The 23,058-nt window shown below is 67.2% G+C and carries 23 protein-coding genes and 1 pseudogene; 7 read left to right on the plus strand and 17 right to left on the minus strand.

Annotated elements, in window-relative coordinates; translation table 11 throughout:
* Positions 1–24: 24 nt before the first annotated feature.
* Together KPL78_RS01790 and KPL78_RS01795 are read right to left on the minus strand one after the other, a co-directional pair.
* Positions 25–642, minus strand: coding sequence for a transposase (locus tag KPL78_RS01790; RefSeq protein ID WP_255568504.1), 618 nt, complete (start codon positions 640–642; stop codon positions 25–27).
* A gap of 34 nt (positions 643–676) precedes the next feature.
* Positions 677–1,603, minus strand: a complete 927-nt coding sequence (locus KPL78_RS01795; protein WP_219760932.1) for a hypothetical protein — start codon at positions 1,601–1,603, stop codon at positions 677–679.
* A gap of 194 nt (positions 1,604–1,797) precedes the next feature.
* On the opposite strand from KPL78_RS01795, the gene KPL78_RS01800 reads away from it, so the two are divergent.
* Positions 1,798–2,406, plus strand: a complete 609-nt coding sequence (locus tag KPL78_RS01800) for a hypothetical protein (RefSeq protein WP_219760933.1) — start codon at positions 1,798–1,800, stop codon at positions 2,404–2,406.
* 109 nt (positions 2,407–2,515) lie between these two features.
* On the opposite strand, the gene KPL78_RS01805 is transcribed toward KPL78_RS01800, so the two are convergent.
* A complete protein-coding gene (locus KPL78_RS01805; RefSeq protein ID WP_219760935.1) occupies positions 2,516–2,815 on the minus strand; it encodes a class II aldolase/adducin family protein in 300 nt (99 codons plus the stop codon).
* Positions 2,816–3,039: 224 nt separating this feature from the next.
* Here KPL78_RS01805 and KPL78_RS01810 point away from each other — a divergent pair, with 224 nt between their 5' ends.
* The gene (locus KPL78_RS01810) at positions 3,040–3,399 is read left to right on the plus strand and encodes a hypothetical protein (protein WP_219760937.1); all 360 of its coding nucleotides are present in this window, start codon (positions 3,040–3,042) and stop codon (positions 3,397–3,399) included.
* A gap of 331 nt (positions 3,400–3,730) precedes the next feature.
* Here the strand turns inward: KPL78_RS01810 and KPL78_RS01815 are convergent, their stop codons facing one another.
* Positions 3,731–4,504, minus strand: a complete 774-nt coding sequence (locus tag KPL78_RS01815; RefSeq protein ID WP_219760938.1) for a class II aldolase/adducin family protein — start codon at positions 4,502–4,504, stop codon at positions 3,731–3,733.
* A gap of 295 nt (positions 4,505–4,799) precedes the next feature.
* Complete coding sequence (locus KPL78_RS01820) at positions 4,800–6,230, minus strand: DUF1254 domain-containing protein (protein WP_219760939.1); 1,431 nt, start codon at positions 6,228–6,230, stop codon at positions 4,800–4,802.
* 218 nt (positions 6,231–6,448) lie between these two features.
* Here KPL78_RS01820 and KPL78_RS01825 point away from each other — a divergent pair, with 218 nt between their 5' ends.
* From KPL78_RS01825 to KPL78_RS01835, 3 genes are all read left to right on the plus strand, one after another.
* Positions 6,449–7,006: a peptidoglycan-binding domain-containing protein gene (locus KPL78_RS01825; protein ID WP_219760942.1), complete on the plus strand. Its 558-nt coding sequence runs from the start codon at positions 6,449–6,451 to the stop codon at positions 7,004–7,006.
* 248 nt (positions 7,007–7,254) lie between these two features.
* Positions 7,255–7,854 carry an NAD(P)H:quinone oxidoreductase gene (wrbA, locus tag KPL78_RS01830; protein ID WP_219760943.1) on the plus strand — a complete coding sequence of 200 codons (600 nt, stop codon included), beginning with the start codon at positions 7,255–7,257 and terminating at the stop codon, positions 7,852–7,854.
* 207 nt (positions 7,855–8,061) lie between these two features.
* Entirely contained in the window at positions 8,062–8,700 is a 639-nt protein-coding gene (locus KPL78_RS01835) for a hypothetical protein (RefSeq protein ID WP_219760944.1), read from the plus strand.
* 109 nt (positions 8,701–8,809) lie between these two features.
* Here the strand turns inward: KPL78_RS01835 and purQ are convergent, their stop codons facing one another.
* From purQ to purB, 8 genes are all read right to left on the minus strand, one after another.
* Positions 8,810–9,505 (minus strand): phosphoribosylformylglycinamidine synthase subunit PurQ, encoded by a 696-nt coding sequence (gene purQ, locus KPL78_RS01840; RefSeq protein WP_219760947.1) that lies wholly within the window; start codon positions 9,503–9,505, stop codon positions 8,810–8,812.
* Positions 9,506–9,518: 13 nt separating this feature from the next.
* Positions 9,519–9,746 (minus strand): hypothetical protein, encoded by a 228-nt coding sequence (locus tag KPL78_RS01845; RefSeq protein ID WP_219760948.1) that lies wholly within the window; start codon positions 9,744–9,746, stop codon positions 9,519–9,521.
* 1 nt (position 9,747) lies between these two features.
* A complete protein-coding gene (gene purS / locus KPL78_RS01850; RefSeq protein WP_219760954.1) occupies positions 9,748–9,987 on the minus strand; it encodes a phosphoribosylformylglycinamidine synthase subunit PurS in 240 nt (79 codons plus the stop codon).
* Positions 9,988–10,126: 139 nt separating this feature from the next.
* Positions 10,127–10,891 carry a phosphoribosylaminoimidazolesuccinocarboxamide synthase gene (gene purC, locus KPL78_RS01855; protein ID WP_219760956.1) on the minus strand — a complete coding sequence of 255 codons (765 nt, stop codon included), beginning with the start codon at positions 10,889–10,891 and terminating at the stop codon, positions 10,127–10,129.
* Positions 10,892–11,003: 112 nt separating this feature from the next.
* A complete protein-coding gene (locus KPL78_RS01860) occupies positions 11,004–11,753 on the minus strand; it encodes an NRDE family protein (RefSeq protein WP_219760957.1) in 750 nt (249 codons plus the stop codon).
* A gap of 314 nt (positions 11,754–12,067) precedes the next feature.
* Positions 12,068–13,846 carry a putative bifunctional diguanylate cyclase/phosphodiesterase gene (locus KPL78_RS01865; protein WP_219760958.1) on the minus strand — a complete coding sequence of 593 codons (1,779 nt, stop codon included), beginning with the start codon at positions 13,844–13,846 and terminating at the stop codon, positions 12,068–12,070.
* Positions 13,847–14,264: 418 nt separating this feature from the next.
* The gene (locus tag KPL78_RS01870; protein ID WP_219760959.1) at positions 14,265–14,630 is read right to left on the minus strand and encodes a hypothetical protein; all 366 of its coding nucleotides are present in this window, start codon (positions 14,628–14,630) and stop codon (positions 14,265–14,267) included.
* A 493-nt stretch (positions 14,631–15,123) separates the two neighbouring features.
* Positions 15,124–16,461 carry an adenylosuccinate lyase gene (purB, locus tag KPL78_RS01875; protein ID WP_219760960.1) on the minus strand — a complete coding sequence of 446 codons (1,338 nt, stop codon included), beginning with the start codon at positions 16,459–16,461 and terminating at the stop codon, positions 15,124–15,126.
* 151 nt (positions 16,462–16,612) lie between these two features.
* Here purB and KPL78_RS01880 point away from each other — a divergent pair.
* Together KPL78_RS01880 and KPL78_RS01885 are read left to right on the plus strand one after the other, a co-directional pair.
* Positions 16,613–17,254 (plus strand): annotated as a pseudogene (locus KPL78_RS01880) (TerC family protein); the annotation flags it as partial.
* A 356-nt stretch (positions 17,255–17,610) separates the two neighbouring features.
* On the plus strand, positions 17,611–18,150 hold the full coding sequence (locus KPL78_RS01885) for a hypothetical protein (protein ID WP_219760964.1): 540 nt from the start codon (positions 17,611–17,613) through the stop codon (positions 18,148–18,150).
* A gap of 431 nt (positions 18,151–18,581) precedes the next feature.
* On the opposite strand, the gene KPL78_RS01890 is transcribed toward KPL78_RS01885, so the two are convergent.
* The 4 genes from KPL78_RS01890 to KPL78_RS01905 all read right to left on the minus strand — a co-directional run bounded on the left by KPL78_RS01890 (position 18,582) and on the right by KPL78_RS01905 (position 22,977).
* The gene (locus KPL78_RS01890; protein WP_219760965.1) at positions 18,582–19,601 is read right to left on the minus strand and encodes a S1C family serine protease; all 1,020 of its coding nucleotides are present in this window, start codon (positions 19,599–19,601) and stop codon (positions 18,582–18,584) included.
* A 189-nt stretch (positions 19,602–19,790) separates the two neighbouring features.
* Entirely contained in the window at positions 19,791–20,543 is a 753-nt protein-coding gene (radC, locus tag KPL78_RS01895) for a RadC family protein (RefSeq protein ID WP_219760967.1), read from the minus strand.
* 99 nt (positions 20,544–20,642) lie between these two features.
* Positions 20,643–21,449 carry a type I methionyl aminopeptidase gene (gene map / locus KPL78_RS01900; RefSeq protein ID WP_219760968.1) on the minus strand — a complete coding sequence of 269 codons (807 nt, stop codon included), beginning with the start codon at positions 21,447–21,449 and terminating at the stop codon, positions 20,643–20,645.
* A 640-nt stretch (positions 21,450–22,089) separates the two neighbouring features.
* The gene (locus KPL78_RS01905) at positions 22,090–22,977 is read right to left on the minus strand and encodes a methyltransferase domain-containing protein (RefSeq protein ID WP_219760969.1); all 888 of its coding nucleotides are present in this window, start codon (positions 22,975–22,977) and stop codon (positions 22,090–22,092) included.
* Between the last annotated feature and the right edge of the window lie 81 nt (positions 22,978–23,058).

The raw sequence follows: 23,058 nt of genomic DNA on the forward strand, positions 1-23,058 counted from the left end.
CAGTGGGTGCGTGCGCGGGGCTGGTCATGACCAGCCGAGGCGCTGTTTTCGGGTGAGGTGCTTGATGCCGCCGGCCATGCGGTGGAGGTGTTTGAGGGCCTTCAGGTAGCCGAGATAGGCGGCGATCTGCTTGCGGGTGGAGGGCATGGCCGGGAGGCGCATGGCCTTCAGCTTTTCGGACAAATCGGGGTTGGGGAGCTTGGAGGGCGGGCCGTTCAGGGCGGTGAGGAAGCCGAGGCGGCGGATGAGGACGATGAAGCGGAGACCGCGGAGGCGGATGGCGCGGCGGCAGGCGCGGAAGATGAGGGGGGCGATCTCATTCAGCGGGTGTTTGGGATCGTTTTCCTTGATGGCTTCGAGGAGGCGTTCCCACAGGCCGGCATGGGTCAGGCGGCGGAAGTAGCGGGAGACGGTGTCGGGCTTGCCGTGTTCCGGGGGGAGGGCGCGCCAGGGGTCGGTGGTGCAGGCGAGGTGGAATATGGCGTTCATGCGGGCCTTGAGATCGCTGATCTGGCGGCCGGCGGGGGAACGGGGGAGGATGAAGGGGAGGAGGGCGTGAAATTGGAGGGGGGTGAGGGGGTGAGCGCGCATCGGGAAATAGGAACATATTCCCGAGCAAAGTGCAACGATAATCTGGCACATGCCCGTCTCGACACGAACTGCTACCTCGACAATATCACTTCGGTGTGTGGCGGATTCCAATCACCATAAGTCGAATCGCTTCGCCGCCGCGATCCCTTACAAAGTACCCTTCAAGATAAACCTGATCCACCTTCATCTTGTCTATTAATTTCTGCTTAATAACGGGCAATATATCTGAAGGTATATTGAAACTCAATATTTTAGTATTGTTTTCAATTTTTACTTTTCCCCAACCATTATCCTTGTTGAACTGCGTAATATTACCGAGGATAATATCCGTATAATCATCAACGATCGCCGTTTCGATGGATTGAGCTAACTTCTGATCGAGAAAAAGAATTGGCTGAGTTTGGGCTGTTTCGTTGGGTAAAACCTGGAGCGAGGTGGCGCTCCTCCGCAAGGGGACAGACATTTCCTTGAGGAGGGGCGCGGACATCGATATTAATTTTTGCGCACTTTCCTTGTCGATTTTCATAATCTCCGCTTTTTTGGCGTTGAGCCTCCTTTCCCGATAGAGCTCGGCGGCACGACGCTTAACCATATCCTCAATGGGAGCAGGCAAAGCAGTATTTAGATCTCCCGATTTTACATATTCCCGCGTTAATTCATCTAATCTCTTAGTAGATACCGTGCCCCCCGAGCTGCGGATAGGGTGGACGTCCTGACCAGGATTTTGTGCTTCTGTGAGAGCGTCTTGGTCGATTTTCTCAACGAGTCGTTCACCTAAAAAAGCCAAAATATCGCCTAATTCAGCGTTCATAAATGGCTTTTTCTCAGTAGTCGGCTCTGTGTTTTCTATGTTTATATTGAAGGAGCCTTCGGAATGAGCGGTCAATTCGATATCAAAATTCACGCCATCCGTAATTTTCTGAGTAAATCTACCTCTATCGCGAAACTGTGTTAACTTTACCAGCAACCTTGCGGCGGCATATTGGAATCGCGCAGACTCGTAGAAATTCATTCTGTGAGAGTCGGCCAAACCGCCTTCAAAGCGAAAAGTTAGCGTTTCTTGCACCTGTGCGCACACTCCCCTGACCGAATCGCCAGCTTGCAAAGGCGTTACAACCTTTGCATGATTTGAATATAGAACCAAATTTACGTGAACTTGCAACCAAGGCTGAGTGCAGCACGACGCGCTAGGAAGAAGCGAGAAGCATGGGCGATATCAGCGTTGGGGCGGTTGGCGCGGCAGCGATAGCAGGTTTTGCATCTTTGCTAGGCCTAATTATCGCTAAAGAACAGAAGGTATCCGAGTTCCGTCAAGCGTGGATTGACGCATTGCGGAAATGTTTTGTGGACTACCTAGTAAATATTAACGCAGTATCTGATAATATAAGGCTCCGTAGTGCTGGTGTTCATGACGATAAAGATGGCCTTTTAGAGGGATACAGGGCATTAAACGAAGCAAGTAATGGGATAAAGCTGAGAATAAATAACAAGGAGAAAACAGCTTCAAAATTATTGAAGACTATGGGCGACTTTGAGGGTCTAGCTTCAGACAATAAGAAGATGACTCCAGAAAATATCAAATTGATAGAAGATAGATTTCTGGACGAATCTCAAGAATTATTGAAATTTGAATGGAAAAGAGTGAAGCGTGGAGAGCATATTTTTGTTTTGATGAAATACATCGCCATACTTATAATATTTCTTTCAGTTCCAGCAACGATTTATCTAATCAAATTTCAGGATCGTGAAATGGAAATGCAATCCATATCGCATTCAAATATGATTCGAGTCGAGGGATTTTCTCCGAGATATTAGAAGACTCGAAGGTGCAGTAACCTTCGTTTCCTGCCGGGGTGCAGGGGAACAGCCCCTGCAAAGCCGCCCGGCGAGAAAGTGCCCCCGCCGAGCGTCGTCCGACAGCGCCCTACTCCGCGTAGTCCGGCTGGGTCCGGTCCAGCATCCGCTTCATCGCGGCGAAGTAGTAGTCGGACCCGCTCATCGCCATGGTCGGGTCTTTCCAGCCGGCCTGTTCGCGCATCTTCTCCAGCACTCCGGGTGCGACGAACCGGCGGCGCTGGCCGGTCCACATGCCGAAGAGCTGCGTGCGGCAGGAGCGTTCGAGGAAGTAGAGCCGGCGGTAGGCCTGGGCCACGGTGTCGCCGATCACGACGACGCCGTGGTTGGCCATCATCAGCACGATGTTGTCGTCCATGAGGGCGGCCATGCGTTCGCCTTCGGCTCAGCCCAACGCGGCATTTGCACGCGCCCTCGCCCGGCTCCGCGGCGCGCCCGTCCTGTCTTTCGGGGCGGGGCGCGCATGCCGAGGGCGCGGTGGCCGATTGACGTGCGCGAGAGGTTTGTCTGGATTGGCTCAAGCGCAAGCTGAATGCGCGTCGCCGGCCGTTGTCGTTGCGCGGCGGGTTGGCCTTGATTTGGATGGAGCACCGGATGTTGGACGGGATCAACTGGCCCGGCGTCGTTTCGCAGGCCCTGCAGACCGGCGGTGCGCTGTTGATGGTGATTGTCGTGTGGACGCTGCCGCGCGCCGTTTGGCGCGGCGCCTTGTGGTGGTTCAATTCAGGCAGTGACCGAACCGAGGCTGAACGCGCGGCGCTGGCCAGGTTGCTCGATGAAGCAGAGGAACGCGGATTCAACCGGGGCTGGCGCGCGGCCGAGGAGGCGCTGAACAACAGAACGACAGCGGTCGCGACCACCACCTCCGATGCCGGCGCCGTGGCCGCGCCGCCTCGGTCGCCGGTCTCCTCCGCCGGCCAAACTGCCGTCGAACATGGTTCGCGCAGCTTGTGATCGATCGGAATCGATGGAGAGCCTTGTACGCCGAGACCATACCCTTTGGCTGAATCGGTCTCAGCTTCGTCCCGGGGTCAGCACCGCCTACGTGAACCACGCACGGCGGGTCGTCGACGGGCCTTGTTTCCAGTCGCGCCAGTTCGACACAGATGAAGCGATCTTACAGGCGCGGCCACTGACGTCGCAGACCGATGCAATCCTGCGCGCGCGAGGGTCCGGCAGACCGAAGGTGCAGTAACCTTCGTTTCCTGCCGGGATGCAGGGGAACAGCCCCTGCGAAGCCGCCCGGCGAGGCAGTGCGCTCCGCCGAGCGCCGTCCGACAGCACCCTACTCCGCGTAGTCCGGCTGGGTCCGGTCCAGCATCCGCTTCATCGCGGCGAAGTAGTAGTCGGACCCGCTCATCGCCATGGTCGGGTCTTTCCAGCTGGCCTGTTCGCGCATCTTCTCCAGCACGTCGGGTGCGACGAAGCGGCGGCGCTGGCCGGTCCACATGCCGAAGAGCTGCGTGCGGCAGGAGCGTTCGAGGAAGTAGAGGCGGCGGTAGGCCTGGGCCACGGTGTCGCCGATCACGACGACGCCGTGGTTGGCCATCATCAGCACGATGTTGTCGCCCATCAGGGCGGCCATGCGTTCGCCTTCGGCGTGTTCGTGGGCGAAGCCGTTGTAGTCGTAGTCGTAGGCGATGCGGCCTTCGAATTGCAGGGCGCCCTGGCCGGTCATCTCCAGGGTCATGTCCTCGAGCTGCGACAGCGCCGTCGCGTAGGGCATGTGGGTATGGAGCACGCAGGCGGCGCCGGTGGCTTCGTGGATGGGGGCGTGGATGCAGATGGCGCTGCGGTCGGCGGGGCCGGTGCCTTCGACGACAGTGCCGTCGAAGGCGACCTCGATGAGGTTGCTGGCGGTGACCTCGTTCCAGTGCAGGCCGAATTCGTTGAGGTAGAAGCGGCCCGGGCGGCCGGGGACGAGCAGGGTGAAGTGGTTGTCGATGGCCTCGTGATAGTCGTCGAGGACGGCGAGGCGGTGGGCGGCCGCGAGGTCGATGCGGGCCTGGCGGCGCTGGGCTTCCAGCAGGTCAGGCGCGGTGGGGGTGAGGCTGTCCATGGGTGTCCTTTCCGTCGTCCGACGATGGCCGCTGGCTGACCGGGATCGGGTCGTCGGCGGCGGTGGCGTGGTGCCGCGGCATGGTGGCATCGAACAGCGCGGCGTGTGAACTCACGCCGTTGATGTGTTTGTTGCGCCTGTGTCGGGATTGGCGGCCGATCGCGCCGCCGGATGGTCGCGGCCTGTCTGCCCGCGCGACAGACAGACCGATCGAAGGTGCAGGAAACTGAGTTTCCTGCCGGGGTGCAGGGGCAGAGCCCCTGCGTCGACCTTCCCCGGCAGGAAGCCGTGGGCCTCAGCCGACCTTCGTCACCCCCGGCATGGTCCAGGACCCGTTGAGGATCGACGGGTCGCTTTCGTCCGGCCAGTACATGCGCAGCATCAGCACGAACTTCCCGGCCGGGGCGGGCAGCCAGTTGCTTTCGCGCTCGGCGCCGGGGGAGTCCTTCTGGATGATCAGGTCGACCGATCCGTCCGCGTTGCGCTTGAGGTCCTGGCGCGCGCTGATGGAGTAGCGGTTCAGCGGGTTGGCGACGAAGAAGTAGTTCTCGTCATACATGGTGACGGACCAGAAGCCGCGGGTGGGCGGCAGGTGGCCGGCCGGGAAGCGGATGGTGTAGCGGTTGGCGCCGGAATAGGTCGCGCCGGCCGCGTCGGCGGTCGAGGTCGGGTAGACCGCGTCCTGCGGGCGGTTGGCGCCGAGGCCGATGGCGGTGATCAGGGCGCGCTGGAGGTAGTTGGTGCCGTAGATGCCGGTCTTGGTGGTGAAGGCCCAGCCGTTGATGTGCTGGATGTCGCCGCCGCTGAAGCGGAAGTGCAGCATGATGCGGTCGAAGGCCAGGCGCGGCACGCGGGAGGCGAAGTCGACGTTGAGCTTGGAGCGGTCGAAGCTCTGCCCGGGGACCAGGCCGAGGGCGGCCATTTTCGCGACCATCGGGGCGTCGGCGGCGGATGGGGGGTTGGCCTTCATCAGCTCCGCCATCAGGGCGAAGTAGTCGGGCAGGGACAGGGCGTTGACCTGGTCGCGCACGGCCATGCGCATGTCGATCGCGGGGTCGACGCGGCCGGGCGGCGGGGTGAAGGCGCGGCCGTAGGCGCTGAGCGGGGTGAGCTTGCAGGCGTCCTGCAGGGCGTGGACGGCGGCGTAGTCCTCGGGCGTGCCGGTGCAATAGATGCGGCCGAGGATCCAGACCATGTTGGTCGGCGCCTTGTATTCGGTGACGCCGGCGGGAAGGGTGCCGCGCCAGCCTGGGCCGGTGATGGCGTAGGTCTGCGCGCCGGTGCCGGTGGTACGGCTGCCGGGCACCTGGAAGACGTTGGTCCAGGCGTCGAGCATCGGGAAGAGGAAGTAGCGGCCGGCGAAGTCGGGCAGGCTGAGGATCCAGGGTTCCGCCGACAGGTCGATCCAGGCCGCGGTGTAGAGCGTGTCGGCGTTGGGCGCCGTGACATCGCGGAAGGCGGCGGTGGGGTAGTTCCGCGCCTTGATGAAGTTGCCCATGGGGGCGCGCATGGCTTCCGGGCCGGCGACGTTGGTCATGACGCGGCGGGTCATTTCCATCGTCACGAGGGGGTAGCCGTAGGTGTAGGCCTCGATGGCGGTGGCGAAGTCGGCGGCGCCGTCCAGGAGGTGGGCGACGGGGCCGTCGAATTGGGCGTGGGCGGCGGTGGGGGCCGCGCCGAGCAGCGCGAGGCTGGCCGTCATGGCGTTGCGGCGGGAAAGGGTCACGCGAGGTCTCCTGCAGTCTGTGGCGCGCGGCGGCTGCGTGTGCGGCGCCTCGTCTGGTCGAGGGCGGCGCACCATCCAGGCGGAGTGCTTGGTCGTCCAGCGAAATGAGTGGCCAAATTCGGCTTGTTGCGGCGGGAGGGGGCGGGGCGGAGGGGTTTGGTGAAACTGGCGGGTGCCTGGCCCCGTTGCTTTTCCGAACATTGGAGGAGTTACAGGTCATGCGAACCCTGTCGCGCGTGGTTGCCGGTGCCGTGCTGTCCGCGGTGGTGGGTGTCGGGGCTGCGGTGGCGCAGTCTGCGCCGCCTCTGTCCTTCGTGCAGCCCTTGTCGCCGTCGGCGACGACGGTGGTGCAGGAGAGGCTGAAGGCTGCTGGGGTCTATGACGGGGTGGCGGATGGGGTGTGGGGGCCGGAGAGCCAGCAGGCGCTCGACCGGTTCCAGCAGGCGCGGGGGCTGGCGGTGACCGGGGCGCTGAACCTGGCGACGGCGCAGGCGCTTGGGGTCGGGATGCCGCGGCTGTTGCCGCCGGCGGAACCGGTAGCGGTGGTGCCGGCGGCGGCGGCGCTCAGCCCGCAAGCGGTGCGGAATGTGCAGCAGCGGTTGCGGGCGCTGGGGTTCTATCGCGGTGGCGTGGATGGGATGTGGGGGGCCGGGACGCAGGAGGCGCTGGAGCGCTTCCAGCGGGGCCGGGGCATCGAGGCGACGGGGCAGATCAATCCTGTGACCGCGCAGGCGCTGGGGCTGAATCCGAACAATATGGAGGCTCCGGCGCGGTAGGGCGCTGTCTGGCTGCGAGGGCGGAGTCGAGGTTTACAAGGGCCCTTCGGCCTTTGGCGGGGAGGGTTCGGGAGGGGCAGGGCCCCTCCCGTTCCACGCGCCGAGGCCGCGCCAATTGGGAACCGTGATGGCGGCCATCAGGCATCGGGTTTGGAAAGACGGGCTCGTGAAGGCGCATAGACCCTCTCACGCCGCGCCGTGGGGTGCGGGTCTGGTTTTCACCTCCTGATGCAAGAGGGTTGGGTCCGATGACGAAGGTTCTCGTTCTGTATTATTCCAGCTACGGCCATGTCGAGCAGATGGCCTATGCCGCCGCCGAGGGTGTGCGGGAGGCTGGCGCCGAGGTCGTGGTGAAGCGGGTGCCGGAGCTGGTGCCGGAGGCGGTCGCGAAGGCCAGCCATTTCAAGGTCGACCAGGCGGCGCCGATCGCGACGGTGGAGGAACTGCCGGAGTATGACGCGATCATCCTGGGCGTGCCGACGCGGTTCGGGAACATGCCGGCGCAGATGAAGAACTTCCTCGATCAGACCGGGGGGCTTTGGTTCAACGGGAAGCTGGTGGGGAAGGTGGGCAGCGTGTTCACCTCGACCGCGACGCAGCATGGCGGGCAGGAGAGCACGATCCTGTCGACGCATACGGTGCTGCTGCATCATGGGATGGTGATCGTGGGGCTGCCCTATGCCTTCCAGGGGCAGATGCGGAACGACGAGATCACGGGCGGGTCACCCTATGGCGCGAGCACGATCGCGAATGGGGACGGGTCGCGGCAGCCGAGCGAAAATGAGCTGGCGGGGGTGCGGTTCCAGGGCAAGCATGTCGCGGAGATCGCGAAGAAGCTGGCGGCCTGAGAGACCGTTTGAGAATGCGCCTTGCGGCGCGTTCTCGATGCCGGCCCGCACCGCCACCCGGCTGCCCAACCAGGATGCTGTCGTTGGGGGGCGGGGTGTGGGTGCGGGCCGTTCTCATACCGGCCCTGAGGGGTTCCGTGCGGTGACCCCGGTGCTTTGCGGCGCGGTCGCCGCGCGGTAGTCGTTGGGGCCCCAGGCCCGTTCCTGGTGCCGGGATGGCGGCCGGGGGCGCTCATGGCGCGGGCGACGGGCAGGGTGCAGGGCAGGGGCGGCGATGGGTCGCTCGTGTTCGGGCGCGATCGCATCGGGGCCGGATGGATCGGGATCGGGATTGCGGGGGCGGCGTTCGTTGTGGTCGCCGCGGTGCAGGCGGCGATCGGGTCGCCGGTGGTGATGCTGGCCGTGGGGCCGGTGCTGGGCATGTTCGCGCTGGGCTGTGCGGTGACGCGGCAGGTGCGGATCGACCCGTCGCGGGGCGAGGTGGTCGTGTCGCGGCGGGTGTTGGGGCTGGCGGTGGCGCGGCGGGTGCCGCTTGATCGATTCGGGGCCGTGGTGGTGCGGATGGAAATCATCCGGCCGCGGCGGAGCGTGAGCGACTTGTCGCTGCGCGGGGATCAGGTCCATGCGCATTACGGGCTCAGCCTGGAAGGGCGGCGGCGGGTGCGGCTGGAGTGGCTGTTGCCCCCGGGCGAGCCGGCGGCGCGGCGGGATGCGGCCGAGGGGCTGGCCCGGACGTTGGCGGGGCGGCTGGGGCTTGTCGCGGAGCGGCGCGGGTATGCGGTCGAGTCCGCTCCGGACGGGGTGGTGCTGTCGGTGCCGCGGCGGGGTGTGTCCGCGCGGCTTTAAAGGTGTTCCCGTTCGCCCTGGCGCACGGCAATGTCTCCAGAGCTTTGTTTTCACGGGCATCTTCACCCGATCAGGCGATTCCACCTGATCGGGATCTGCTCTAGGCGCGTCAGGCGGAGACGAGGCTTTCCGCGAGGCTTTCGAACATGGGGAGGCCGTCGGTGCCGCCCATGAGCGGGTCCACCAAGTCCTCGGGGTGCGGCATCAGGCCGCAGATGCGCAGGTTGGGGGAGAGGATGCCCGCGATGTTGCGCGCGCTGCCGTTGCGGTTGGCGGCTTCGGTGACGTCGCCGTTCTCGTTGGTGTAGCGGAAGGCGACGAGGCCTTCGCCTTCCAGGCGGTCGAGCGTCGCGTCATCGGCGAAGTAGTTGCCGTCGCCATGGGCCATCGGGCTGCGGAAGACCGCGCCCTTCTGCCAGCGGGAGGTGAAGGCGGTGCCGGCGCGCTCGACGCGCATGTGGCAGTCCATGGAGAGGAAGCGGAGCGAGGCGTTGCGGAGGAGGCCGCCGGGGAGAAGGCCGGTCTCGATCAGGATCTGGAAGCCGTTGCAGACGCCGAGGATGTGGCCGCCCTTTTCCGCGAAGGCCTTCACGTCCTTCATGATGGGCGATTGGGCGGCCATGGCGCCGCAGCGGAGGTAGTCGCCATAGGAGAAGCCGCCGGGGAGGACGACGAGGTCGAGGTCCTTCGGCAGTTCATCCCGGTGGAAGAGCATCAGCGGCTCGCGGCCGGTGGCGCGCTTCAGCGCGAGGCGCATGTCGCGTTCGCGGTTGGTGCCGGGGAAGGTGATGATGGCGGATTTCATCAGGGGTCTCCGGTCAGCCGAGGGAGATGCGCAGCCAGTGCAGGCCGCCCAGGACGATCATGGTGGTCAGCACGGCGAAGGCCGCGGCAGTGACCCAGCGGTGGACGGTGCGCTTGCCGCGGGCGACCATGGTGAGGCGCGCGGCCTGGCGCTGGGCGGCAAGGCGGTCGTCCCGCCAGCGCAGCCCCATCGCGATGAGGATGGTCAGGGCCACCATCGCGAAGAGGCTGAGGCGGATCATGTCAGGGGATCTCGACCCTGAAGGATTCGATGACCGTGTTGGCGAGGAGCTTGCGGGCCATGTCCTCGGCGGCGGCCTTGGCCTTGGCGGGGTCGGTCTCGGCGAGGTCGAGCTCGATGACCTTGCCGGCACGGACGTCGTTCACGCCGGCGAAGCCGAGGCCTTCCAGGGCGTGGCCGATGGCCTTGCCCTGGGGGTCGAGGACGCCGGTCTTCGGCATCACGTAGACACGGGCCTTCATGGACGGGACATCCGATTCACGTCTCCGCTGCTCGCCATCCCGGGCCGGGCGCGCGTTCCGCGCACCTTGAGCCCGGCGCGCGTTCCGCGCACCTTCAGCCCGGCGCGCATTCCGCGCGACGCACCCCGACGACCGGATGTCACTGCATCACCTCGGGGCCCGACATGTCGCGCGGGCCGGCCTCGGGCAGGATGCCGAGGCGGCGGGCGACTTCCTGGTAGCCTTCCTCGACCTTGCCGAGGTCGCGGCGGAAGCGGTCCTTGTCCATCTTCTCGCCGGTCTTGGAATCCCACAGGCGACAATTGTCGGGGGAGATCTCGTCGGCGAGGACGATGCGCATCTCGTCATTTTCCCACAGCCGGCCGAATTCCAGCTTGAAGTCGACGAGGGTGATGCCGACGCCGAGCAGCAGGCCGCTGAGGAAGTCGTTCACGCGCAGGGTCAGGGCGACGATGTCGTCGAGGTCCTGGGTGGAGGCCCAGCCGAAGCAGGTGATGTGCTCCTCGGCCACCATCGGGTCATTCAGCGCGTCGTTCTTGTAGTAGTACTCGATGATCGAGCGGGGCAGGCGCTGGCCCTCGGTGATGCCGAGGCGCTGCGACAGCGAGCCGGCCGCGACATTGCGGACCACCACTTCGAGCGGGATGATCTCGACTTCGCGGATCAGCTGTTCGCGCATGTTCAGGCGACGGATGAAGTGCGTGGGCACGCCGATCTCGGCGAGCCGCGTCATCAGGTATTCGCTGATGCGGTTGTTGAGGACACCCTTGCCGGTGATGGTGCCCTTCTTCTTCGCGTTGAAGGCGGTGGCGTCGTCCTTGAAGTACTGGACCAGGGTGCCGGGCTCGGGACCCTCGAACAGGATCTTGGCTTTGCCCTCGTAGAGTTGTCGGCGTCGCGCCATCGCTTCAGAATCCTTGCAGCCGCGCAGCCTGGGGGCGGCCGGCGGTCGAGGGGCGCGGTATAGCAAGCGATTCCCCGGAGGGCCATTGCCCTCGGGCGGGTTCTGATGCGCGTCAGGCAGGGAGGGGCAGGGCGAGGGGCGCGAAGGGGGCGGAACCCGGCGGGCCCGGGCAGAAGCGCCATGCCCGGCTGCCATCGGCCCCAAGGGCGAGGAGGCTGGCGCAGACCGTGCCGAAACCCCCGGTCGGCGGGACATTGAGTGTTTCGGCCCGGCCGATGGCCGGGTCGAAGCCGCTGTCGGACAGCAGCGCTTCCCAGGCGGACCAGTCGCCCGTGGCGGGGTTGGGTGCCGGGGCGGCGCGGAAACGCGGCAGGTGGCGTCGGGTGCGGGGACTCGCCAGGTCGTTCGGGTCGTGGGCGGTGACCATGGTCAGGCCCTCCGGCAGCGGCAGCAGATCGGCCTGGCCGGAGCCGAGGCCACGCAGGAAGAACGCCCGCTGCGAATCGGCGATGACCATGTTGAAGGGGCGCCAGTTGCGCGCCTCCAGGGCGGTGATGCGCCGGGTGGCGTCCTCGGCCGAAGGGGCGGCGGCGGCGAGGATCGGAAGCTCGCCGCGGGACCGCTTGCCGGCCTCGGGGCCCAGGCTGCCGGGGCGGTTCAGGACGGCAGCGATGACGCCTTCGGGCCCCAGGGCCATCCAGCTTCCGCCGGCCGTGCGATCGCGGCCGCCGATGAGGCCCGGATGGTCCGGCCACCAGGCGGCCGGAGCGTCCCAGGCGCGGTCCAGCCTCTCGTCGCGATTCGCGGCCAGGATCAGGGGCCAGGCATGGCCGGGGCGGTTCAGGACGATGACGGTGCACACCGGCGTATCCTGCCAAGGGTCGGGGCCGTTGTGCAGTCCGGGCGGCCTGCCCGGAAAGGCGTCGCATGGCGTAATGCCGAGGCCGGCGCCGACTCGCTCTCCAACCCGGCTATGCCATTCAGCGTATGGTCGTCGGCCGGCCGGCGCTTGCGTTCAGAGATCGTTTGAAATTTCCGGCACCGGACCTGGACATGCGCCGATCGGCGCATTTCCGAACGGGCTCTCAGAGCCCGCCCGGGACGATGGGTGCGGGCCGTTTCAGGGCGGCCTCCCGGCAGGGTGCAGTGTTTCGGGCCTGTGCCGCGTCGCGGCTGTCACGTCCTGTCCCGGACCCATCGCGCGAAGGCCTCGGGCCGGAGAGGGGCGGATATCGCGAAGCCCTGTCCGTGGTCGCAGCCATTGCCGCGCAGCCAGTCGAGGATGACCTGGCTTTCTATGCCTTCGGCGACGACGCGGCGCTGCAGGGCGTGGGCCATGTCGATGGTCGAGCGGACCATGATGCGGTCGTTTTCGTCCTGTTCCAGGCTTCGTATGAACATGCTGTCAATCTTGACGAATGATGCTGGTATATATTTGAGATATGAGAGGGCGCTTTGCCCCGTTCCAAAATCATCGATACCGATATCAATGCCAATATCCCGCAATTTCTGGATTTTCATGCCGATACTGGCGGGATCGTCCATGCGGGCCGTCTCGGTTAATTCAATATCTATCCAATCTGGCTGTACTTTATGTTTTTTCAGGGCAGAAGACAGGCGATTGTCAAAATCATCATCCAGCAGATCAAGACCGGAAATGTTGATGGATATGCAGACCTCCAACCCATCGGTCCGCCATCTCCTGACTTGAGTCAGGACGTCTTCGATCGCGTACTGGGTCAGCCTGTGGATATTGGACGTCCGTTCAAACAGCGGTACGAATTCGCCGGGAGAAATCGGTCCCAACTGGGGGTGGTCCCAGCGGAGAAGCGCTTCCGCTCCGATGCACCGGTTCGTGCGCAGATCAATCTTCGGCTGGTACTCGACCCGGAGTTGCCGGCCTTCGCCCGTGGCAACGGTCAGGTCCCTCAGCAGGGTGAAGGTCCTGTTGCGCGCTTCGTCCCAGGCCGGCCCGTGAATGCGATAGGCCTCGCGCTCCTCCAGCGCCTGGTGTGCCGCGCTGGTGGCGGCGCGCACGATTTCCTCGGCGCTCCTGCCGTGTTTCGGGAATTCGGCGATGCCGATGCCCTTCGAGGTGGTGAAGGGAATGCCGTCGAGCAGGATCGGCTTGGCCAGATCGGCCGCCAAATGCCGGGCCAGATCCTCTGCCTTGGCCTCGTCGCCATCCCGGACCACGCACGCAAATCGCGAGCCGATCAGATGGTATGGCTCGATTTCCGCAGGAAGCACGCCACGGACCGTCTGCGCCGCGCCGATGTCGAACGAGTCCGCGATGGTGTGCCCGAGCGTCCTGACAAGCTCGGCATACTGGCCTGGCGAGGCTGTCTTGATGACGACCACGGCAAAGGTGCGGCCTGAAGCCTCCGCCTCGGTCGCAAGTTGCCCGACATCGTGCAGCAGGCGGAAGCGGTTCGGCAGGCCGGTGACGCGATCGACATATCCCATCGCTCGGCGAGCCTCGATCTGCGCCATGACCACGCCGGCCAGGGAGCGCAGGATCTGCTGCTGTTCGGGCGAGAATGTCGCGCGTGCCGAGCGATCGATGATGCACAGGACACCGATGGCATCACCCTCGGGTGTTCGGAGGGGGGCACCCGCATAGAAGCGGATCGAGGGCTCGCCCGTGACAAGGGGATTGTTCGCGAAGCGGGGATCGCCTGCCGCATCGTTGACGACGAGGATATCGTCGTCCCGCATCGCGTGGCGGTAGAAGGCGTGCCCAGGCGCGGCCTCCTTTGGCTCCAGCCCGAAATGCGACTTGATCCATTGCTGATCGCGACCGACCAGCGTCATCAGGGCTATGGGAGCATTCAGCAGGTGCGCGGCCAACCGCGTGATGCGGTCGAACTCAGGTTCGGGTGTTTTATCCAGCACGCCAAGGCCATGCAGGGCGGCAAGCCTCGCTTCCTCGTCAGGCGGCACAGAGCCCTTCATCCGCGGAACCTTCAGTACGTGTTGACAGGCGCCTTTGCGCGCATGGGAGTGAGCGGGAATTCTGACGCGCCGTCGGAATCTTGGGCCTGAACATCGTTGAAACCCTTCCGGCAGGCTGGCTCTCGCGGCTGTTTACAACGATCCCGCTACCAGCGATCCCGCAAAGATCATGCCGCATCGCGGGCGACGTAGCGCATCGCCATGCGCTCTCACCCGCCGGGGCATCGCGTGGCCGGAATCATGTCCGGTCCGGAGTCGCAGGCGGCACGTCGCGAGCCGACGGACAAGCCGAAGGGGCGATGCCGCCCCCAAGCGCCGCTGATCCCGTCGCGCCCGGCGGCTACCCGCCAAGCCAAGTCAGGCGGCGCGGCCGGCACTTCGGCCGGTCGCGCCATGGCGGGGATCCGCGCACCGACACTCAAAACCGGAAGTTCAGCGATATCCCCGGCGGCGGCACGTAATAGGCCGGCGGCGCGTAATAGGCCGGCGGCGCGTAGTAGACGGGCGGCGGCGGAGCGTAATAAGCGCGCGGCGGCGGAGCGTAGTAGACCGGCGGCGGCGCATAGTAGCGCGGGGCTACGTAGACCGGCCGCGGCGCCACATAGACCGGGCGCGGCGCATAGTACCGCGGCGGCGGACCCCAGCCCCGGCCCGGGGGCGGACCCCAGCCGCGGCCGGGATGGCCCCGCCAATGGTCGCCACCGGCCTGGGCCGGGGCGGGAAGGGCGGCAACAGCAGCGCCCGCCACGGCGAACACCGCCAGAATTCTGGACAGACGCTTCATCTGATCCCTCCTGTTCACGACAGCACTCTGAACGCACAGAACGGCCGAACAACGGCGCCGTTGCCATGATTTTTCCGCAGGTCTCGCGAAGCTGTGACAGTTCGTTACGGAGGGCATGGGGGCATTCGGGACGCGCGCGGAAGGGCCTTGGCCCGCCTCGGAGCGCGCGCCGCGGAAGGGTTGATGGGCCCTTCCTGCGCATCCCGCTGTGGCGCTGCACGGGCTTCGCCCCTCCAGACCGCCCCGCCAAAGCCCGAACGGCCTTTGGAAACCTCAACCTGGCGCCGGGCGCCACGGACGGCATGCGTGCCGAAGCCCGCTCCTGTGCCTGCAAGGCGCTTCGAGGGGTGCAGCCTTGCCCGCCGGCCGGCATCGACCGCCTGTTGTGACGGAGCCCTTCGGCTTTCTCCCGCGTCCAACGGAACCATCCGGGGGCATGAGGACGGTCTTTCGAACGTCCATGCAGGCCGGTGCCGGACCTTCCAACAGGCTCTCAGGCTTCCCCGAAGACCCGGCGGAACACCGTGTCGACATGGACGAAGTCGCGCTTCGGATCCATCGCCGCTTCCAGCGCGGCCGGGCTCATCAGCGCGGAGACCGCCGGATCGGCTTCGAGATTGGCGCGGAAGTTGCGGGCCGCGGGCGTGCCGAGCGCGGTCCAGGTCGCCATGGCCGCGCGCTGCACGGCGGCATAGGCGTCCTCGCGGCTCATCCCCGCCTGGGTCAGGGCCAACAGCACCTTCTGGCTGTGCACCACGCCGCCCAGCGATTCGAGGTTCGCGGCCATGCGCTGCGGATAGACGGTGAGCTTCTCGATCATCCCGGTCAGCCGGCCGAGCGCGAAGTCGAGCGCGATGGTCGCATCCGGGCCGATCACCCGCTCCACCGACGAATGGCTGATGTCGCGCTCATGCCACAGCGCGACGTTCTCGAGCGCCGGCACGGCATAGCCGCGGATCAGCCGCGCCAGGCCGGTGATGTTCTCGCTCAGCACCGGGTTGCGCTTGTGGGGCATGGAGGAGCTGCCCTTCTGCCCGGGGTGGAAATACTCCTCCGCCTCGCGCACCTCGGACCGCTGCAGGTGGCGGACCTCGGTCGCCAGGCGCTCGATGCCCGAGGCGACCACGGCCAGCGCGCAGAAGAAGGCGGCGTGGCGGTCTCGGGGGATGACCTGGGTGCTGACCGGCTCGACCGCCAGGCCGAGCTTCTCCGCGACGAAGGCCTCCACGCGGGGGTCGACCGAGGCGAAGGTGCCGACGGGGCCGGAGATGGCGCAGGTCGCGATCTCGCGCCGCGCGGCGACCAGGCGTTCGCGCCCGCGGGTGAATTCGGCGTAGTGGCCGGCGAGCTTCAGGCCGAAGGTCGAGGGCTCGGCATGGATGCCGTGGCTGCGCCCGATGGTGGGCGTCATCTTGTGCTCGAGCGCGCGGGTTTTCAGCGCGGCGAGCAGCGCGTCCATGTCCGCGATCAGCAGGTCCGCCGCGCGGGTCATCTGCACGGCGAGGCAGGTGTCGAGCACGTCCGACGAGGTCATGCCCTGGTGCATGAAGCGCGCCTCGGGGCCGATTCCCTCCGCCATGAAGGTCAGGAAGGCGATGACGTCGTGGCGGGTGACGCGCTCGATCTCGTCGATGCGGGCGACCTCGGCCTCGCCGATCGCGGCGGCCCGCGGGGCGCCCTTGTCGCGGATGGCGCGGGCGGCCTCGGCCGGGATGGTGCCGAACTGCGCCATGGCCTCGGCGGCGAGCGCCTCGATCTCGAACCAGATCCGGTAACGCTCGGCGGGCGACCAGATGGCTTCCATCTGCGGACGGGAATAGCGCGGGACCATGGCTGGCGGCTCCGGATCAAATGCCGGCGCGGTTTGGCCCGTGCGGGGCCGCAGCGCAAGCCGGCCCACGGTAAGCGGGCTTGCGGCGCCGCCGGCCCCCCGGTATTGCGCTGCGCATTAATTTCTTGCAACGCGTTCTGGGGCGACTGACATGCTGGAAATGCTGCCCGTGTGGCTTCAGCCACTGGCCACGGTTCTGTTCATCGACGTCGTCCTCGCCGGCGACAACGCCATCGTCGTGGGCATGGCGGCCGCCGGCCTGCCGGCCGATCAGCGCAAGAAGGCGATCTTCTGGGGCATCATCGCGGCGACGATCATGCGCATCGCCTTCGCCTCGATCACGGTGCAGCTGCTCAATATCGTCGGCATCGTGCTGGCGGGCGGCGTGCTGCTGCTCTGGGTCTGCTGGAAGATGTATCGCGAACTGCGCGACGGCGGGCATGACCATCCCGACACGACCGAGCAGCATGAGGGGGCGGCGGCGCTCCAGGGCGCGGCGACCCCCGGGGCGCCCACCAAGACGCTGCGCCAGGCCATCACCCAGATCCTGGTCGCCGACATCTCCATGAGCCTCGACAACGTGCTGGCCGTGGCCGGTGCGTCGAAGGACCACCCTTACGTCCTGATCGTCGGCCTGGCCGTGTCGGTCGTGCTGATGGGCGTGGCGGCCTCGCTGATCGCGAACCTGCTGAACAAGCATCGCTGGATCGCCTGGGTCGGCCTGCTCGTCATCCTCTATGTCGCCGGCAACATGATCTACGAGGGCACCCACCAGGTCACCGAGGCGGTGCCGGAGGCCTATGCCTACCTGTTCCTGCCGCTAGGCTTCCTGGTCCCGGCCATTTCGGGGGTCTTCCCGGTCTGGCTGTGGGTGGGGGCGACGGTGATGCAGATGATCATCTATTCCTCGATCATCACCGTGGTGGCCGGGGTCGTGCGCGACGCGACCCGGCGGCGGGCGACGGCCTGATCGCGCCCATGGCCGGCCCGTGCCGGCAATGCGGCGGGGGCGGTCTTGCTTTGGCCGAAATTGCCTGCGTTTCTTCGCCCCGCCCGGCGCGCATCCGCGCGCCGGATGCAGTTGGGGGGCAGGCGATGACGCAACGGCGAGATAGGGCGGTCCGGGGGCGGCGGCGAATCAGCGGTCTTGTGCCCTGCCTCATCCTCGCCACGGCCGGTTGTGCCGCGCTGAACCAGGCCCAGGCGCCGAGCCTCGACACCATCGCCCAGGCCATGCCGCAGCAACTCGCGGGCTTCACGCTCGGTGAGACGGCGCGGCGGCCCGGGCCGTCCCTGTCGCTGGACTATGCGACGCCGAACCGTGGCGCCGTGGGATCGGTGCTGATCTTCGGCGGGGCGACGCCGGCGCCGAGCGATCCGGCCGCGCCTGGCATTGATCGCGAGCTGACCGCCGCGGTCGCCGAATTGTCGGAAGCGCCGCAGGGCAGGACGGGACGCCGGCTGGCCGAGCAGGAGCGGGTGACCCTGGCCGAGGCCGGCCTGCGCTGCGCGGTGTTGACCGGCGCCTTCGGACGCGCCCCCGTGGTCCGCCATGTTTGCATCGGCGGGGCGCAGGGACGCTTCGTGAAGGTCCAGGTGACGATGGCCGAACGCCGGCCGGCACAGGCTGACCCGACGGCGTTTGCCGCGGCGGCGCTGCAGGCGGTGCGGGGCGCCGGGGCGTCGTAGGGCTCGATTGGAGAGGGGGTTCTCTCCTTCTCCGCACCTTGGAGGCCGTGCCGCCAAGCCCGGCAAAGGCCGTCCTGACTACCCCGATACTTCCGTTGCGCAAGCTGGAGGGCTTTGCCCCTCCGGACCAGCCCAGCACGCGAACTCATTCACAGTGCTTCGCGACCCGAATGAGAGCCCGCATCGGCCGAAAGGCCTCTGCAAACCTCCATGTGGCGCCAGGCATCGCTGCTAAAATGGATGCCGAAACCCGCATTTGCGCAGGACGCAAGCTGAGCGGGTCGAGCATGTCCGTCCTGCCTGGCGCCAGCAGATTACGGTCCAGGTGCTCCAGGCACCGGCAGGGTGGTTCGGAGGGGCAGCGCCCCTCCGATTTCCGGGGAGGGGCAAAGCCCCTCTCTGGCCTTCGTCGCGCGATTCTCCGCCGGATTTCAGCGCAGGCAGCGCAGGAACAGCGTCGAGGCGTGCGCGACCTCGCCGATCTCGGCGGCGGTGCGCAGCGCGCCGGTCGGCTCTTCCATCTGCGGCTGCACGCCGTGTTCGCGCAGGAAGTCGATGGCCTCGGTGTGCTTCACCGCGAAGTTCACGTTCTGCGGGATGTCGCCGGTCGCCTGGGCGATGCGCTGGGCATTCAGCTTGGAGACGATGACGCCGACGATCTGGCCGTGCAGATCCAGCAGCGGCCCGCCGGAATTGCCCTGCTGCACCGGCGCGCTGATCTGGATCTGGCGCGGGTTGTCACCCAGCCCGGCGAGGGCGGATACGTCGCCCGTGGTCAGGGTGGGACCGGAGGAGAGCAGCCCGGCGAGCGGGAAGCCGTAGGTCACGACGTTCTCGCCGCGGCGGACGGCGGTGCTGCGGCGGAAGGACAGGACCGGGCCGGCATCGGCGTCGGTGCGCAGCAGGGCGAGGTCGCGTTCCTCGTCGACGGCGATGACGGTGGCCGCGATGTCCTGCCCGCCCTGGGTACGCGCGGTCATGGCCGTGCAGCCGGCGGCGACATGGTGGTTCGTCATGACCTGGCGCGGTGCCACGACGAAGCCGGTGCCGGAGGAGACCGGGCGCGGCGGCTGTCGGCCCCCCGCCTGTGGCCCTGGACTGGGGCCGAGGCCTGCCTGCGGACCGGGTGCGCGGCCGCCACCGAGCGGCGGCGGCTTGTCGCGCGGCAGCGCGGCCATCTGGCTGGGGGGACGGGGCCCAGCTCCGGGCTGCGGGGGCCGCGGGAAGGCCTGCTGGCCGCCGAGCGGCGGGGGCTTGTCGCGCGGCAGCGCCATCTGCGGCCGTGCCTGCGGGCGTTGCGGCTGTGGGGTGAATTGCGGCCCCTGCTGCGTGGGCGGGGGCGGGAGGTTGCCGAGTGACCCGCCGCCCCAGCCCTGGCCCGGCTTCTGGGCGAGGGCCGGCAGCGCGGCGCAGGCGGCGGCGAACGCGACGAGCGGCAGGATGGAGCGCATGGACCGGAGCGTGCCGGGTTGGCCCCTGGGTGGTCAACGGGTCCGGCGTGACCGGACGCACGCCGCGCGAAATCCTTCAGTGATCGTTCGGACAGTCCGGCACCGGCGCGCGCCCGCCCATTTTGGATGCTGTCATCGCACGCGGGCCGGCGCCGGAGGCGAACATGCGCCGGACGGCGCATGCCCCGATCAGAGGAAGCCTTCGCGACGGAAGGAGAGGTGGTGTCCGTTGCCGATGATCAGGTGGTCGTGCAGCACGATGCCAAGGCTCGCCGCGGCGGCCTTCACTTCCTGCGTCATGTCGAGATCGGCGCGGGAGGGGGAGGGGTCGCCCGAGGGGTGGTTGTGGACCAGGATCAGCGCCGTCGCCTGGAGTTCGAGGGCGCGGCGGACGACCTCGCGCGGATAGACGGGGGTGTGGTTCACGGTGCCGCGGGCCTGGGCCTCGTCGGCGATCAGGCGGTTGCGGGTGTCGAGAAAGAGGACGCGGAACTGCTCGACCCTTTCGCGCGACAGGGCGGCGGTGAGGTAGGCGAGCAGGCGGTCCCAGTTGTTGAGGACGGGGCGGTCGAGGACTTCCGCGCGGGCGAGACGCAGGGCGGCGGCCTGGACGGTGCGTAGGGCGGCGGCGCCGGCCTCGCCCAGGCCCTCGATCTCGCGCAGGTCCTGCAGCGGGGCGGAGAGGGCATTGGCGAAGGAGCCGAAGCGGGCGAGCAGCGCGCGGGCGATCGGCTTGGTGTCCCGCCGCGGCAGGGCGAGGAAGAGCACCATTTCCAGCAATTCGTGGTCGAGCAGCGCGTCGGGGCCGGCGGTCAGCAGCTTGCCGCGCATGCGGGCGCGATGGCCGAGATGGCCGGGGGGATCGGCGTCGCCGGTCGAGGCTGGGACCAGGTCGGCGAGCAGGCCGGGGCTGGCCTCGGCGAAATGCTTGGGTCGCGCCATGCCGGCTCCGCGGGCGCCGCCGGACCGCCCGGCGGATACCCAACCCAAGGTAGATTATCGGCGCCGAAAATCAAACCGCTCGACTGACGCCCCGTGGGATCAGCCGGCCAGGTGCGGCTTGTGCAGGCCGGCGGGGGAGAGGGTGAAGATCTCCACCCCGGTCTCGGTCACGCCGACCATGTGCTCGTACTGCGCCGAGAGCGAACGATCGCGCGTCACGGCGGTCCAGCCATCGTCGAGGATCTTCACCTCGGGCCGGCCGGCATTCACCATGGGTTCGATGGTGAAGAACATGCCCGGGCGCAGCTTGGGGCCTTCGCCGGGCCGGCCGAAATGCAGCACGTTGGGCGGCGCGTGGAAGTGGCGGCCAATGCCGTGGCCGCAGAAGTCGCGCACCACCGAGAAGCGCTGCTTCTCGACATAGGTCTGGATGGCGTGGCCGACATCGCCGAGCGTCGCCCCCGGCTTCACCGCTGCGATGCCGCGCATCATCGATTCATAGGTCACGTCCATCAGCAGCCGTGCCTTGGTCGACGGCGTGCCCGCAACGTACATGCGGCTGCTGTCGCCATACCAGCCATCGAGGATGACGGTGACGTCGATGTTGACGATGTCGCCATCGGCCAGGACGCGGTCGCCCGGGATGCCGTGGCAGACCACATGGTTGACCGAGGTGCAGGTCGACTTGGTGTAGCCGCGATAGCCGAGCGTCGCCGGGATGGCGTGGTGCGCGATCATGAAGTCGTGGCACAGCCGGTCGATCTCGCCCGTCGTGATGCCAGGGCGGATGTGGGGCGCGATCATGTCGAGCGTCTCGGCGGCCAGGCGGCCGGCCTTGCGCATGCCCTCGAAATCCTCGGGGCGGTGGATGATGATCCGACGCGGTTCGCCGCCGTGCTGCTCCATCAAAACTGTCCAGAAACCTTGCGTGACGTGAGCGCCGAAGATGCTCCCGCGCACCCCCGGTTGCAAGGAGAGGCTCAGCGCCCGGTGCCGGGTGCAGGCATGCGCCGGACGGTGATCGTCCAGTGGGTGTTCCGATGATCCGGCTGGGTCCGCGGGAAGAAGCCGGAGGGGCTCCGCCCCTCCGGACCACCCCGCCAGGGGCTTGGAGCCCCTGGACCGCAATCTGTTGGCGCCGGGCGGAGAACTCATGCTGCACCCTCCCAGCGCGCTTGGTGCGCGAGAGCGGGTTTCGGCAACCATTCTGTCGGCGGCGCACGATGCCAAGCTACGGTTTGCGAAGGCCGTCCTCATGACCGCGATGCGTCCGCCGTGGAACCGAGAGAGGCGCTGCCCTCGCTCCGCCTGACCCCGCCAAAGGCCGGAGGGCCCTTGGAAACCTCGCTTTGGCATCGTGCACCGCGGGCGGCATGGATGCCGAAACCCGCTCTCGCGCACCAAGCGCGTCTTGCGGGGGCAGCATGCCCGTCGCGCCCGGTGCCAAACGGATTGCGTTCCAAGTGCTCCAAGCACTTGGCGGGGTGGTTTGGAGGGGCGGCGCCCCTCCAACGCCTCAGCCCGGAAGCAGCCGGGACACGGCCCGTCAGCGGCCGGTCTTCTCTCCGGTGCCGTGTTCCTTGGCACCAAGGGCGTCGGCGAGGCGCGTCGTCGCGCTGCCGGGCCGGGCGGGCTGGGGTTGGCCTTCGCCGGGCGACCAGCCGGTCAGCGCGATCAGGCGCAGCGTGGCGGGCGTGCCCTGCGCATCGCGGGGCATGTGCGCGGCGGCGAGCGGGAACAGCGCGCGGGGCGGTATGCGCCCGTCGCGGGTCAGTACCGCGTTGGTCTCGCCGGCGGCGCGCAGGTCGGCGAACAGGGCGAAGGGGTCGCGGTAGAGGAGGGGCAACTCCTCGGCATCCGCGACGGGCATGGTGAAGCCGGCGCGTTGCAGCAGGCCGGCGCCGTCGCGCAGTTCGGGAAAGGGGGAGACGCGAGGGGACAGGCCGCCGCGCAGTTCCGTCTCGGCCGAGATGGTCGCGGTGCGGAGCTCCTGCAGGGTGGGCAGGCCGGGCAACAGGGCGAGGAACAGCCCGTCGGGGACCATGGCGCGACGGAGCTGGACCAGCGCGCCGGGCAGGTCGTTCACCCAATGCAGGTCGAGGAAGGCGACGACCAGATCGAAGCTGGCCGGGGCGAAGGGGAGCCATTCCTCGTCCAACGCGACGGGGACGCCGCCGCCGCGCGCGGCGAGCGCGGGAGAGAGGTCGGCGGAGATGATGTGTCCGATCCCGCGCGCGGCGAGGCGCGGGGCGATCAGGCCGCGGCCGCCGATCTCGAGCGCGCGGGTGAAGCGCCGCGTCGTGTCGTCCAGCCGGTCCAGCAGGCGATCGGCCGCTTCCTCGAGGATCGGCGCGACGCGGTGCTGGGTCGCGGCCGATCGGTCGCGGCGGAGCCGCACCAGGCGGCGGTCGAAGACGGCGGTCGGGTCGGCCATGGCGGACAGATGCGCCCGGCGCGGCGCGGCGGCAAGCGGGTCCCGAGAGGTTCCCGGCGCGGTGATTCCGCCGTAGCGTCC

It is taken from the genome of Roseomonas alba (assembly GCF_019430885.1).
GTDB lineage: Bacteria > Pseudomonadota > Alphaproteobacteria > Acetobacterales > Acetobacteraceae > Neoroseomonas > Neoroseomonas alba.